12 protein-coding genes are annotated in these 13,094 nt (G+C 68.7%); all 12 read right to left on the bottom strand.

The features are described 5' to 3' along the window. Nucleotides 1–25: 25 nt before the first annotated feature. The 12 genes from metK to pyrR all read right to left on the bottom strand — a co-directional run bounded on the left by metK (nt 26) and on the right by pyrR (nt 12,956). On the bottom strand, nt 26–1,240 hold the full coding sequence (gene metK / locus RHA1_RS34930; protein ID WP_011598865.1) for a methionine adenosyltransferase: 1,215 nt from the start codon (nt 1,238–1,240) through the stop codon (nt 26–28). A gap of 132 nt (nt 1,241–1,372) precedes the next feature. Next, a complete protein-coding gene (gene coaBC / locus RHA1_RS34925; RefSeq protein ID WP_009480428.1) occupies nt 1,373–2,677 on the bottom strand; it encodes a bifunctional phosphopantothenoylcysteine decarboxylase/phosphopantothenate--cysteine ligase CoaBC in 1,305 nt (434 codons plus the stop codon). A gap of 14 nt (nt 2,678–2,691) precedes the next feature. Continuing rightward, complete coding sequence (rpoZ, locus tag RHA1_RS34920) at nt 2,692–2,997, bottom strand: DNA-directed RNA polymerase subunit omega (RefSeq protein ID WP_009480427.1); 306 nt, start codon at nt 2,995–2,997, stop codon at nt 2,692–2,694. 41 nt (nt 2,998–3,038) lie between these two features. Continuing rightward, nucleotides 3,039–3,662, bottom strand: a complete 624-nt coding sequence (gene gmk / locus RHA1_RS34915; RefSeq protein ID WP_011598864.1) for a guanylate kinase — start codon at nt 3,660–3,662, stop codon at nt 3,039–3,041. A gap of 8 nt (nt 3,663–3,670) precedes the next feature. Then, the gene (gene mihF / locus RHA1_RS34910) at nt 3,671–3,991 is read right to left on the bottom strand and encodes an integration host factor, actinobacterial type (RefSeq protein ID WP_005262298.1); all 321 of its coding nucleotides are present in this window, start codon (nt 3,989–3,991) and stop codon (nt 3,671–3,673) included. A gap of 126 nt (nt 3,992–4,117) precedes the next feature. Then, entirely contained in the window at nt 4,118–4,957 is an 840-nt protein-coding gene (pyrF, locus tag RHA1_RS34905; protein ID WP_011598863.1) for an orotidine-5'-phosphate decarboxylase, read from the bottom strand. Then, the gene (gene carB, locus RHA1_RS34900) at nt 4,954–8,322 is read right to left on the bottom strand and encodes a carbamoyl-phosphate synthase large subunit (protein ID WP_011598862.1); all 3,369 of its coding nucleotides are present in this window, start codon (nt 8,320–8,322) and stop codon (nt 4,954–4,956) included. The genes pyrF and carB overlap by 4 nt, the downstream gene beginning before the upstream one ends. Next, the gene (gene carA, locus RHA1_RS34895) at nt 8,322–9,482 is read right to left on the bottom strand and encodes a glutamine-hydrolyzing carbamoyl-phosphate synthase small subunit (protein ID WP_009480423.1); all 1,161 of its coding nucleotides are present in this window, start codon (nt 9,480–9,482) and stop codon (nt 8,322–8,324) included. The genes carB and carA overlap by 1 nt, the downstream gene beginning before the upstream one ends. Beyond that, nucleotides 9,479–10,045, bottom strand: coding sequence for a PH-like domain-containing protein (locus tag RHA1_RS34890; protein WP_009480422.1), 567 nt, complete (start codon nt 10,043–10,045; stop codon nt 9,479–9,481). The genes carA and RHA1_RS34890 overlap by 4 nt, the downstream gene beginning before the upstream one ends. Then, complete coding sequence (locus tag RHA1_RS34885; protein WP_011598860.1) at nt 10,042–11,385, bottom strand: dihydroorotase; 1,344 nt, start codon at nt 11,383–11,385, stop codon at nt 10,042–10,044. The genes RHA1_RS34890 and RHA1_RS34885 overlap by 4 nt, the downstream gene beginning before the upstream one ends. Then, on the bottom strand, nt 11,382–12,326 hold the full coding sequence (locus RHA1_RS34880) for an aspartate carbamoyltransferase catalytic subunit (RefSeq protein ID WP_009480420.1): 945 nt from the start codon (nt 12,324–12,326) through the stop codon (nt 11,382–11,384). The genes RHA1_RS34885 and RHA1_RS34880 overlap by 4 nt, the downstream gene beginning before the upstream one ends. Further along, nucleotides 12,327–12,956 carry a bifunctional pyr operon transcriptional regulator/uracil phosphoribosyltransferase PyrR gene (pyrR, locus tag RHA1_RS34875; RefSeq protein WP_009480419.1) on the bottom strand — a complete coding sequence of 210 codons (630 nt, stop codon included), beginning with the start codon at nt 12,954–12,956 and terminating at the stop codon, nt 12,327–12,329. It lies immediately after the preceding gene. Nucleotides 12,957–13,094: the final 138 nt, after the last annotated feature.

Below are 13,094 nucleotides of genomic sequence, written 5' to 3'. Positions count from 1 at the left end.
GCGCCCGTCGCGCCGTGACTACCGATCAGAGGCCTGCGGCTGCCCGCAGCTTCTCCGCCCGGTCGATGCTCTCCCACGGGAGGTCGATGTCGGTGCGACCGAAGTGGCCGTAGGCCGCGGTCTGCGCGTAGATCGGACGCAGCAGGTCGAGGTCGCGGATGATGGCGCCGGGCCGCAGGTCGAACGTTTCGGTGATGGCCTGCTGGATCCGCGCCGGATCCGTCTTCTCGGTACCGAACGTCTCGACGAACAGACCCACCGGCGCCGCCTTGCCGATCGCGTACGCCACCTGGACCTCGATCCGGTCGGCGAGGCCTGCCGCGACCGCGTTCTTGGCCACCCAGCGCATGGCGTAGGCCGCCGACCGGTCGACCTTCGAGGGGTCCTTGCCGGAGAACGCGCCGCCGCCGTGGCGGGCCATTCCGCCGTAGGTGTCGACGATGATCTTGCGACCCGTCAGGCCGGCGTCACCCATCGGGCCGCCGAGCACGAACTTGCCGGTGGGGTTGACGAGCAGACGGATGTCCGAGACGTCGAGTTCGGGCATGTCGATCTCGGCGAGAACCGATCCGAGAACCTTCTCCCGCAGATCCGGGGTGAGCAGGTTGTCGAGGTCGATGTCGGCGGCGTGCTGCGTCGAGATGACCACGGTGTCGAGGCGAACCGCCTTGTCACCGTCGTATTCGATGGTGACCTGGGTCTTGCCGTCCGGGCGCAGGTACGGCAGGACACCGGACTTGCGGACCTCGGTGAGACGCCGCGACAGGCGGTGCGCCAGCGCGATCGGCAGCGGCATCAGTTCCGGGGTGTCGGTGGTGGCGAACCCGAACATCAGTCCCTGGTCGCCGGCGCCCTGACGGTCGATCTCGTCGTCGCTCAGTTCGCCGGTGCGGACCTCGTGCGAGTGGTCGACGCCCTGGGCGATCTCCGGGGACTGTGCACCGATCGCGACATTGACTCCGCAGGAGTTGCCGTCGAAGCCCTTGGCCGAGGAGTCGTACCCGATCTCGAGCACGGTGTCGCGCACGATCTTGGGGATGTCGGCGTATGCGCTGGTCGTGACCTCACCGGCGACGTGGACCTGTCCGGTGGTCACGAGGGTCTCGACGGCGACGCGGGCGCGCGGGTCGTCGGTGAGGAGCGCGTCGAGGATGGAGTCGCTGATCGCATCACAAATCTTGTCCGGGTGCCCCTCGGTCACAGACTCACTGGTGAATAGCCGACTACCGGACTGGCTCACAGAATTCCCTCTCGACAGTTGTCCTGAACAGCACGTGAAAACAGCTTAGCTGCGTAATACCGCGAACGACCCTAGCGCCACCCCGGCGGGAGTGACACCTTTCGAATCACCGAAACTCTGCCGGATTTTCCGTCAGAGTGTCCGGAACAGCTGGTCGACGGCGTCGAGTACCCGGCTGGCCATCAACGCCTTCGATCCGTGCTCGAGCGCGGACTCGGAACCGTCGGCTCCGAGCAGCCACCCGTCGTTGTGGTCGACCTCGAACGCCTTGCCCTCGCCGACCGCGTTGACGACGAGGAGGTCGCAGCCCTTTCGCGCGAGCTTGGCCCGCGCGTACGTGAGGACGTCGCCGTCGGCGTCGCCCGTCTCGGCCGCGAATCCGACGATCACGGTCTTCGACGGGATCTCGCCGTCCCTCCTCGACTGGACCAGGCCGGCGAGGATGTCCTCGTTCTTGGTGAGTGCAATCGAGTCGGGCTCGCCCGCACCCTTCTTGATCTTGCTCGCCACCGTCGTCGACGGCCGGAAGTCGGCCACCGCCGCGGCCATGATCACGGCGTCGAACCCGGGCGCGTGCTTGGCGACCGCGACCCGCATGTCTTCGGCCGTGCGGACGTGCACCACGTCGACAGCGGCCGGGTCGGCGAGTCCGGCGGTATAGCCGGAGACGAGGGTGACCTCGGCCCCGCGCTGCACGGCGAGCCGGGCGATGGCATAGCCCTGCTTGCCCGAACTGCGGTTACCGAGGAATCGCACCGGGTCGAGTGGTTCGCGGGTGCCGCCCGCGGACACGAGGACCCGCCGGCCCTCGAGATCACGAGGCAGCGCGTCGGGACGCTCGACCAGCAGCGACGCCAACCCGACGATCTCGTCGGGTTCGGGCAGCCGGCCTGCGCCGGTGTCCTTGCCGGTGAGGCGGCCGGACGCCGGTTCGATCACGGTCACGCCGCGAGCGCGCAGGGTGGCGACGTTGGCGACGGTGGCCGGGTGCTCCCACATCTCCGTGTGCATCGCGGGAGCGAACACCACGGGACATCGTGCGGTGAGCAGCGTCGCGGTCAGGAGGTCGTCCGCGCGTCCCGCCACGGCCCGCGCCATGAGGTCGGCGGTGGCGGGCGCGATGACGACGAGATCCGCTTCCTGCCCGAGACGAACATGCGGAACCTGTGGAACGTCGGTGAACACACCCGTGTGCACGGGGTTGCCCGACAGCGCCTCGAACGTCGCCTTGCCGACGAACTCGAGCGCGGACTCCGTCGGGATGACCCGCACGTGGTGACCGGCCTCCGTGAAGGCCCGGATAACGGCACAGCTCTTGTACGCGGCGATGCCGCCGCCGACACCGACGACGATCCGCTTGCGGGCTGCCCCCGAGAGAACCGGTTCCGGTGAATCCGTCGCGTGCCCGGAGCCCGGGCCCGCTGCCTGTTCAGGCACGGCAGATCCTCCGCTCACTCGCCTTCGGTGTGCTCGAGAAGATCGGAGTGGATCTCACGCAGCGCGATCGACAGCGGCTTCTCCTGCAGGCCCGGCTCGACGAGGGGGCCGACGTACTCGAGGATGCCGTCACCGAGCTGGTTGTAGTAATCGTTGATCTGACGCGCACGCTTGGCCGCGTAGATCACCAGCGCGTACTTCGACGACGTGCGGGCGAGAAGCTCGTCGATCGGAGGATTGGTGATGCCGAGCGGGGTGTCGTAAGCCGGCAGGGCGCCGTGGCTGGGAGTTGCGGACGCTGCTGCGGGGGTGCTGCTCACTCGGTATCTCCTGAAATAGTTCTGGCTAGTTGATGTGAGATCTAGTGGGTCGACTCGGACTGTTCCGGTCGTCCAACCAACAAGGATACCAACTCGTCGCACGATCGGCTGACATCCTCGTTCACGATGACCTCGTCGAACTCGTCCTGCGCCTCCAGCTCGACTCTCGCGGTCGCGAGACGCCGCTCCACGACCTCGGCGGATTCGGTGCCCCGGCCGGTCAATCTCTCGACCAGCACATCCCAGCTCGGAGGTGCCATGAAGACGAGCAGAGCCTCCGGCATCGCGGCGCGGACGGCCCGCGCACCGGCGAGATCGACCTCGACCAGCACCGGTTTGCCCTGCTCGATGGCCCGGCGGACGGGTGCGGCCGGGGTTCCCGACAGCTGGAGTCCGCCGTGGATCTCGGCCCATTCGAGCAGCTCACCGGATTCGATCATCCGCTGGAACTCGTCGCGAGAGGTGAACCGGTAGTCCTTGCCGTCCACCTCGCCCGGGCGTGGGTCGCGCGTCGTCGCGGACACGCTGAAGACGAGCTCCGGCATCCGTTCACGCAGGAGTCGCACCACGCTGGACTTACCGACGGCCGAGGGGCCGGCCAGTACTACCAGCCGACCCCTCCGCACTGCGGTCTTGCTCTCTGACACTTGTGCGTCAGCTACCACTGTCGTGCTCAGGCCTCGAAGTCGAACCTGGCGAGCAGGGCCTTCCGCTGCCGATCGCCGAGGCCACGGAGGCGACGGGTCGGAGCGATCTCCAGCTCGGTCATGATCTCCTGCGCCTTGACCTTGCCCACCTTGGGCAGCGCCTCGAGCAGTGCCGACACCTTCATCTTGCCCAGGATCTCGTCGTCCTCGGCGTCCTTGAGAACCTGCTTGAGGTCGGTGCCACCACGCTTCAGGCGCTCCTTGAGCTCAGCCCTGGCCTTGCGGGCAGCAGCTGCCTTCTCCAAAGCAGCAGCGCGCTGCTCATCAGTCAACTGGGGAAGGGCCACGGTTCCTCCGTCTCGTCGTTGGCAAATAGTCCAAACCACTGGATAACCAGCAGCGATAGCGACCGTACTCACGCCCGGCGCCGATTGCGAACCCACCCCCCGAGGTCAGAGCCGGATTCGGGTGGGCTATGAGAGCGCGGACTCGATCTCGTCGCGGACCTTCACTGCCGCCTCACGCAGTGCCGTCACCGACGGTCCGGCACCGAGAACACCACGAGAACTGTTCGGCAACAACAGTTTTCGAGAATCGGGAAAAATGTCGGCGAGGTCACCGGGAGTCGCGCCCTGGGCGCCGAGACCGGGCGCGAGAATCGGTCCGGAAAAATTCGACAAATCCAGGCCGTGTCCGCGTGTCGCGCCCACCACCAGACCCACCAGACCGGGTTGCGCGTCGTTGTACCGGACTGCCGCGTCCACCACGGACTGGGCCACGGACGCTCCCCCGGCGGTCTGCGCCGCCTGCAGGTCGCCGCCCTCGGGATTGGACGTCCGGGCCAGTACGAAGAGCCCGCGGCCCTGCTCCGCCGCCAGCGACAGCGCCGGGTCGAGCGCACCGAATCCCAGATACGGCGACACCGTCACCGCATCGGAGGACAGGGCCGACTCCGCACCCAGCCAGGACTGCGCGTACGCCGCCATAGTCGACCCGATGTCCCCGCGCTTGGCATCGGCGACGACGAGCGTCCTCGCCTCTCTGAGGACCGAAATGGTCCGTTCGAGCACCGCGTACCCGGCGGAGCCGTACGCTTCGAAGAACGCCACCTGAGGCTTCACGACGGCCACCTCACCGACGAAGGCCTCCACGCAGATCTCCGCGAACGTCTCCAGCCCCTCGGCGGAGACGGGCAGCCCCCACGCCTCGAGCAGGCCCGGATGCGGATCGATCCCGACGCACAACCGCCCCCGGTGCTCGACCGCCGATGTCAGCCGATGCACCCAGGAGTGGTGGTGATGGTGTCCGCTCACGACGAGGCGGACCCGGTCGCGGGAGCCACGACCACTGCGGGCGACCGCAGCCGTGCGTGCAGGGCCTGAAGCGACTGGACCCCGATGTCGCCGCGGATCGCGGCCTCGATGCCCTGCACCGCGGCGGACGCGCCCTGCACGGTGGTGACGCACGGGATGTTCATGGCGACGGCCGCGCTGCGGATCTCGTAGCCGTCGACGCGCGGTCCGGAGTTGCCGTACGGCGTGTTGATCACCATGTCCACCTCGCCGTCGCGGATCATCTCGACGATGGTGCGCTCACCCGCCTCCAGCTTCTCGCCGGAGTGCTTGTGCACCTCCTGGCAGGTGATCCCGTTCCGGCGGAGCACCGCCGCGGTGCCCTCGGTGGCCAGGATCCGGAACCCCAGGTCGGCGAGTCGCTTGACCGGGAAGATCAGCGACCGCTTGTCCTTGTTGGCGACGGAGACGAACACCGAGCCCGAGGTGGGCAGCGAGCCGTACGCGGCCGTCTGGCTCTTCGCGAACGCGGTGCCGAAGTCGGCGTCGATGCCCATGACCTCGCCGGTCGACTTCATCTCCGGGCTCAGCAGGGTGTCGACGCCGGTGCCGTCGGCACGCCGGAACCGGTTGAACGGCAGCACGGCCTCCTTGACGGCGACGGGTGCGTCCGCCGGGGTCGAGCCGCCGTCGCCGGTGGCCGGGAGCACGCCGCTCGCACGCAGATCGGCGATGGACTCGCCGAGCATGACACGGGCGCACGCCTTGGCGAGCTGCACCGCCGTCGCCTTCGACACGAACGGCACGGTGCGGCTGGCGCGGGGGTTCGCCTCCAGGACGTACAGGATGTCGTCCTTCAGGGCGTACTGGACGTTGAGCAGGCCCTTGACGCCGATGCCCTTGGCGAGCGCCTCCGTCGAGCGGCGGACGTTCTCGAGGTCGGCGCGGCCGAGGGTGATCGGCGGCAGCGCGCAGGCCGAGTCGCCCGAGTGGATGCCGGCCTCCTCGATGTGCTCCATCACACCGCCGAGGTACACCTCGGAGCCGTCGCAGAGCGCGTCGACGTCGATCTCGATGGCGTCTTCCAGGAACCGGTCGACCAGGACGGGCCGGTCGTCGGAGATCTCGGTGGCGCGGGAGATGTAACTCTCCAGCGACGCCTCGTCGTAGACGATCTCCATGCCACGGCCACCGAGGACGTACGACGGCCGCACCAGCACCGGGTACCCGATGCCGGCCGCGATCTCGCGGGCCCCGGCGAACGTGGTGGCGGTGCCGAACTTGGGAGCGGGCAGACCGGCCTCGACCAGCACCTTGCCGAACTCGCCGCGATCCTCCGCGAGGTCGATCGCCTCCGGGCTGGTGCCGACGATCGGCACGCCCGCGGCCTTCAGCCGCTTCGCCAGACCCAGCGGGGTCTGACCGCCGAGCTGCACGATCACGCCGGCGACGGTGCCCGACAGCGACTCGGCCCGGTACACCTCGAGCACGTCCTCGAACGTGAGCGGCTCGAAGTACAGGCGGTCGGCGGTGTCGTAGTCGGTGGAGACGGTCTCCGGGTTGCAGTTGACCATCACCGTCTCGTAGCCGGCCTCCGACAGCGTCAGTGCGGCGTGGACGCAGGAGTAGTCGAACTCGATGCCCTGACCGATGCGGTTCGGTCCGGAACCGAGGATCAGGACCTTCGGACGCTCGGTCTGCGGGGTCACCTCGGACTCGGCCGCCGGGTCGAGTTCGTACGTCGAGTAGTGGTACGGCGTCTTCGCCTCGAACTCGGCGGCGCAGGTGTCGACCGTCTTGTAGACGGGGTGGACGTTCCACTGATCACGCAGCGCCCGGACGGCGTCCTCGCCGCCGATCTCGGGGCGCAGGGCCGCGATCTGCCGATCCGACAGGCCGTGGTGCTTGGCGCGGCGCAGTACCCGCTCGGTCACCTCGGGCGCCTCGCGCAGCGCGTCGCCGAGCTCGTGGATCTGCAGGATCTGGTCGAGGAACCACGGGTCGATCTTCGTGGCGTCGAACAGCTGCTCGACGGTGGCGCCGAGAGCGAACGCCTTCTCGAGGCCGTACACGCGTCCGTCGCGGGGGATGCTCAGTTCCGTCAGGAGACTGTCCAGGTCGGCGGCCTCCACGTCGGGTCCGGTCCAGTACCCGGCCCGCTTGGTCTCCAGCGAGCGCAGCACCTTCCCGAACGCCTCGGTGAAGTTGCGGCCGATCGACATGGCCTCGCCGACCGACTTCATCGTGGTGGTGAGCGTGTCGTCGGCGCCGGGGAACTTCTCGAACGCGAACCTGGGCGCCTTCACGACGACGTAGTCGAGGGTCGGCTCGAAGCACGCCGGGGTTTCCTTGGTGATGTCGTTGACGATCTCGTCCAGGGTGTAGCCGATGGCGAGCTTCGCGGCGATCTTCGCGATCGGGAAGCCGGTCGCCTTGGACGCGAGCGCACTGGACCGCGACACGCGCGGGTTCATCTCGATGACGACGAGGCGCCCGTCGGTGGGATCCATCGCGAACTGGATGTTGCAGCCGCCGGTGTCGACGCCGACCTCGCGGAGGATGTCGATCGAGAGGTCGCGCATCGCCTGGTACTCGCGGTCCGTGAGCGTCATGGCGGGGGCGACGGTGATCGAGTCACCGGTGTGCACCCCGACCGGGTCGACGTTCTCGATCGAGCACACGATCACGACGTTGTCGCGGCCGTCGCGCATCAGCTCGAGCTCGTATTCCTTCCACCCGAGGATCGATTCCTCGATCAGCACGTTGGCAGTGGGTGACGCCGCCAGGCCGCCGCCGGCGATCCGCGTCAGGTCCTCGTCGTCGTAGGCCATGCCGGAGCCGAGCCCGCCCATCGTGAACGACGGCCGCACGACGACGGGGAAGCCCAGTTCGGCGACCGTGTCGCGGACCTCGTCCATCGTGTAGCAGACGCGGGAGCGTGCGGACTCGCCGCCGACCTTGGCGACGATGTCCTTGAACTTCTGCCGGTCCTCGCCGCGCTGGATGGCGTCGAAGTCGGCGCCGATCAGCTCGACGTCGTACTTCTCGAGGATGCCCTGCTCGTGCAGCGCCACCGCGGTGTTGAGGGCCGTCTGGCCGCCGAGCGTCGCGAGGACGGCATCGATCGGATGACCCTTCTCCGCCTCGAGGGCGATGACCTTCTCGACGAATTCGGCGGTGATCGGCTCCACATACGTGGCGTCCGCGAACTCGGGGTCGGTCATGATCGTGGCCGGATTGGAGTTGACGAGGCTGACCCGCAGGCCCTCCTCGCGCAGCACCCGGCAGGCCTGGGTTCCGGAGTAGTCGAACTCACAGGCCTGGCCGATGACGATCGGCCCGGAGCCGATCACCAGGATGTGGGAGAGATCTGTACGGCGTGGCATTAGTTCTTGACTCCCTCGAGCAGGCTGGTGAAGCGGTCGAACAGGTACGCGGCGTCGTGCGGGCCCGCCGCGGCCTCGGGGTGGTACTGCACCGAGAACGCGGATCCGTCGAGCAGGCGGACCCCCTCGACGGCACCGTCGTTGGCGCAGGTGTGGCTGATCACGGCCTTGCCGAACGGAGTATCGAACTCCTGCCCGGCCTCGCCCTCGAGCGCGAACCCGTGGTTCTGCGCGGTGATCGCGATGCGTCCCGTCTCGTGTTCGACGACCGGGATGTTGATGCCCCGGTGACCGAACTTCATCTTGTAGGTGCCGAGACCGAGAGCACGCCCGAGGATCTGGTTGCCGAAGCAGATGCCGAACAAGGGCAGGCCCTGCCCGATGACTTCCTTGGTGAGGTGCACGGCGCCGTCGGCGGTCGCCGGGTCGCCGGGACCGTTGGAGAGGAAGACGCCGTCGGCCTTCAGGTCGAGGATCTGCTCGAGCGTCGCGTTGGACGGGAGCACGTGCACCCGGATGCCGCGCTCGGCGAACATGCGGGGGGTGTTGGTCTTGATACCGAGGTCGATTGCCGCGACGGTGAAGCGCGCGTCTCCCCCGGTCGGTTCGACGACGTACCCGCTGGTGGTGCTGACCTCGCCGGCGAGATCCGCGCCGAGCATCGACGGCTGGCTCTTCACGCGGTCGAGCAGCACGTCGGTGTCGGCCAGTGCGTCACCGGAGAACACCCCGGCACGCATCGAGCCGCGGGTACGCAGGTGGCGGACCAGTGCGCGGGTGTCGATGCCGGCGATCCCGACGACGCCCTGCTTCACGAGCTCGTCCTGCAGGGAGCCGGTGGCGCGCCAGCTGGAGGTGCGGCGGGCGGGGTCGCGGACGACGTACCCGGCGACCCAGATCTTCGCCTCGGCGCTGCTGCCGGTGGGGCCGACGGATTCGTCGTCCTCGTCATTCCATCCCGTGTTGCCGATCTGCGGCGCGGTGGCCACGACGATCTGGCGGTGGTAACTGGGGTCGGTGAGGGTCTCCTGGTAGCCGGTCATGCCGGTGCTGAAGACGGCCTCACCGAGTGTCTGGCCGACGGCACCGAACGTGGTGCCCCGGAATGCCCGTCCGTCCTCGAGGACCAGTACTGCAGAGTCGGTGTCGTAGCCGCTCATGCGTTCTCTCCGTTCTGCTCGACCTCACCAGAGCTCGCCGCATTCGCTGAATCTTCACTGTCTGTCTTGCCGTCCGGCGCCGCTGCGCCGACCCAGGCGGGGTACACGGACTTGTCGTCGCTGCGGAAACCGGTGTCGATCTCGGTGCCGGTCGGCAGTTCCCATCGGATCACGAGCACGCCGTCCTTGCTCATGACCTTGCCCGCGAGACCGCGCTCGGTGCGGACGGCGCGGACCGCGTCCTGCGGAATCCAGATCGCCGACGCCCCGTCACGTTCGAGCAGGATCCCGGTCGCGTAGCGGGAGATCTCCCCCGTCGCCCGGAAACCGAGGTCGCCGACCGCGATCCGGTCCTGCCAGCTCGGGGCCAGGGTGCTGCCCACGTACAGTCCGGTGGCCGGGGCGATCGTCTGCTTGCCGAGGTGCGCGGGCACGGCGGGAAGCTGCCCGACCCGGTCGGCCTGACGGCGGGCACGACCGCGCCACCCGATGTACATGAGGAAGATGGCCAGCGCCCAGAACGCGACGAGGCCGACTATCCACAGAATTCTCTCCACCGTCATCCCCTGCCGTTCCGCACCGGGACGCGGGCGTGGCCGTCGCTCGCGGTGACCCGGCCACGCAGGAACGTTGTGGTCACCCGCGCCTGCAGCGTCATCGACTCGTACGGCGTGTTGTGGGCGACGCTGGCCAGATCGGGGCCGTGGACCGTCCATTCGGCGTCCGGATCGATCAGCACCAGGTTGGCGGGCTCGCCGACCTCGATCGGGCGACCCTGGTCGTCGAGTCCGACGATCTCGGCGGGCCGCTCACTCATCACCCGCGCGACTCCGCGCCAGTCGAGCAGACCCGTGCGGACCATCGTCTGCGCAACGATCGACAGTGCGGTCTCCAGACCCAGCATTCCGGGGCGGGCGGCCGCGAACTCGCAGCACTTGTCCTGCTCGGCGTGCGGCGCATGATCGGTCGCGACGCAGTCGATGATCCCCTCGGCCAGTCCGGCCCGGAGCGCGGCGACGTCGCTCGCCTCCCGCAGCGGCGGATTCACCTTGTTCACGGCGTCGTACGTCTCGAGCCGGGAGTCGTCGAGCAGCAGGTGGTGCGGGGTGACCTCGGCGGTGATCGAAATGCCTTGGCCGCGTGCCCACTTCACCAGTTCGACGGTGCCCGCGGTGGAGGCGTGGCAGATGTGCACCCGCGCCCCGGCGTCGCGGGCGAGCAGCGCGTCGCGGGCGACGATCGACTCCTCGGCGGCGCGCGGCCAGCCCGCGAGCCCGAGCCGGGCGGCGGTGGGGCCCTCGTGTGCGACGGCGCCGACGGTGAGCCGCGGCTCCTCCGCGTGCTGCGCGATGAGCACCCCGAGCGAACTGGAGTACTCGAGCGCCCGGCGCATGATCAGCGGGTCGTAGACGCAGTGGCCGTCGTCCGAGAACATCCGCACCCGGCCTATCCCCGACGCCATCGTGGCCATCTCGGCGAGCTGCTTGCCCTCGAGCCCGACGGTGACGGCGCCGACGGGGTGTACGTCGACGAGCCCGACTTCCTGGCCGCGGCGCCACACGTGGTCGGTGACGACCACCGAATCGGCGACCGGGCTGGTGTTGGCCATCGCGAACACCGCGGTGTATCCACCGAGCGCGGCGGCGGCCGAACCGGAATCGATGGTCTCGGTGTCCTCGCGGCCGGGTTCACGCAGGTGGGTGTGCAGGTCGACGAAACCGGGGAGCAGGATCTGCCCCGCCGCGTCGATCACCTCGACGTCCGGCCCGCTGTCCTTGCCCGCGTCCGCACCGATCGCGGCGATGACGCCGTCCCCGAGCAGCACGTCGGTGGGTTCGCCCTCGCCGTACAGCAACACGTTCTTGATGAGCACTGTCTCTCCTGTCACTGCACTGTCACTCATCCCGCAACTTCCTCCGCTCCGACCAGCAGCCGGAACAGCACCGCCATCCGCATGTGCACACCGTTGGTCACCTGCTGCAGCACGGCGGTCCTCGTCGAGTCGGCCACCGCCGACGCGATCTCCATGCCGCGCAGCATCGGGCCGGGGTGCAGCACCACCGCGTGGTCGGGAAGCAGCGCGAGCCGCTTCTCCGACAGGCCGTAATTGATCGAGTACTCCCGTTGGGACGGGAAGAATCCGCCGTTCATCCGTTCCGCCTGCACACGCAGCATGAGGACCGCGTCGAGGCCGGGAAGCTCCGCGTCCAGTGAATGCGCCACCGACACCGGCCAAGCGGACACCCCCACGGGGAGCAACGTGGGTGGCGCGACCAGGACCACCTCGGCACCGAGCATCGACAGCAGCAAGGCGTTCGACCGCGCCACCCGGCTGTGCAGGATGTCGCCGACGATGGCGATGCGCTTGCCCTCGATGTCACCGAGACGCTGACGCAGCGTGAGCGCGTCGAGCAGCGCCTGGGTGGGATGTTCGTGGGTACCGTCGCCGGCGTTGATGACCGCCGGCCCGCCGTCGTCCTGATGCCCGGTCCACTTCGCGATCTGGTGGGCCGCACCCGATGCGGGGTGGCGCACGATCAGGGCGTCGGCGCCGGCGGCGCGCAGCGTCATCGCCGTGTCCCGGAGGGATTCCCCCTTGGACACCGACGAACTCGAGGCGCTGACGTTGATGACGTCCGCGCTCATCCACTTCCCGGCGACCTCGAACGACACCCGGGTCCGGGTCGAGTTCTCGAAGAACACGGTCATGACCGTCCGGCCACGCAGCGTCGGGAGCTTCCGCACCTCACGTCCGAGGAGGGCTTGTTCGAAGCGTTCGGCCTCGTCGAGGAGTTCGACAGCCGATTCCCGTGTCAGGTCCGCGATCGACAACAGGTGCTTCACTTAGCTCTTCCCCCCGGAGATCATGACCGCGTCGCGGCCGTCGTGTTCGCTCAGGAGCACCTTGACGTCCTCGGTGCGGGCGGTGGGCACGTTCTTGCCCACGTAGTCGGCGCGCAGCGGCAGTTCCCGGTGGCCGCGGTCGACGAGGACGGCCAGCTGAACGGCGCGGGGCCGCCCGAGATCGCGGAGGGCGTCGAGAGCCGAGCGGACGGTGCGGCCGGAGAACAGCACGTCGTCGACGAGTACCACCAGGGTGTTGTCGACGCCGCCCTCGGGCACCGACGTGCGTTCGAGGGGACGGTGCGGTTTGGTGCGCAGGTCGTCGCGGTAGAGGGTGATGTCGAGGGAGCCGACCGATGGGCGCACCCCGGAGAATTCCTCGATCTTCCCGGCGAGGCGGGCCGCGAGCGTCGTGCCCCGAGTGGGGATGCCGATCAGGACGACCCGCGGCGCGTCACCGTCGGCGGCGTCCAGCGCGGTCTTCTCGATGATCTGGTGCGCGATTCGCGCAATGGTCCGTCCCACATCGGCTGCGGACAGCAGCTCGCGTGCGGGTTCTACGGACGGGGACGACTCTGGTGTTGAATCCGCCGGTTCCCCGGCGGGGCGAGACCCTTCGGGCACACGCATACAACGACCTCCTTCTCCGCCTCACTGGACGGATCGTTAAAGGATGCCTGACGCGGACAGCTTATCAGCGCGTCGACTGCGCCAGGCCCGGACCCCTGACCTGCGGGCCCGCGCAGTCACGGGCCCGCAGCGGGACAC

The sequence above is a fragment of the Rhodococcus jostii RHA1 genome (assembly GCF_000014565.1).
GTDB lineage: Bacteria > Actinomycetota > Actinomycetes > Mycobacteriales > Mycobacteriaceae > Rhodococcus_F > Rhodococcus_F jostii_A.
This window is presented reverse-complemented; position numbering and strand designations above follow the sequence as displayed.

Bases quoted from the DNA above. Each gene is read 5' to 3' on its own strand.
- carB (WP_011598862.1), bottom strand. From the start codon at position 8,322: ATGCCACGCCGTACAGATCTCTCCCACATCCTGGTGATCGGCTCCGGG.
- carA (WP_009480423.1), bottom strand. From the start codon at position 9,482: ATGAGCGGCTACGACACCGACTCTGCAGTACTGGTCCTCGAGGACGGA.
- RHA1_RS34890 (WP_009480422.1), bottom strand. From the start codon at position 10,045: ATGACGGTGGAGAGAATTCTGTGGATAGTCGGCCTCGTCGCGTTCTGG.
- RHA1_RS34885 (WP_011598860.1), bottom strand. From the start codon at position 11,385: ATGAGTGACAGTGCAGTGACAGGAGAGACAGTGCTCATCAAGAACGTG.
- pyrR (WP_009480419.1), bottom strand. From the start codon at position 12,956: ATGCGTGTGCCCGAAGGGTCTCGCCCCGCCGGGGAACCGGCGGATTCA.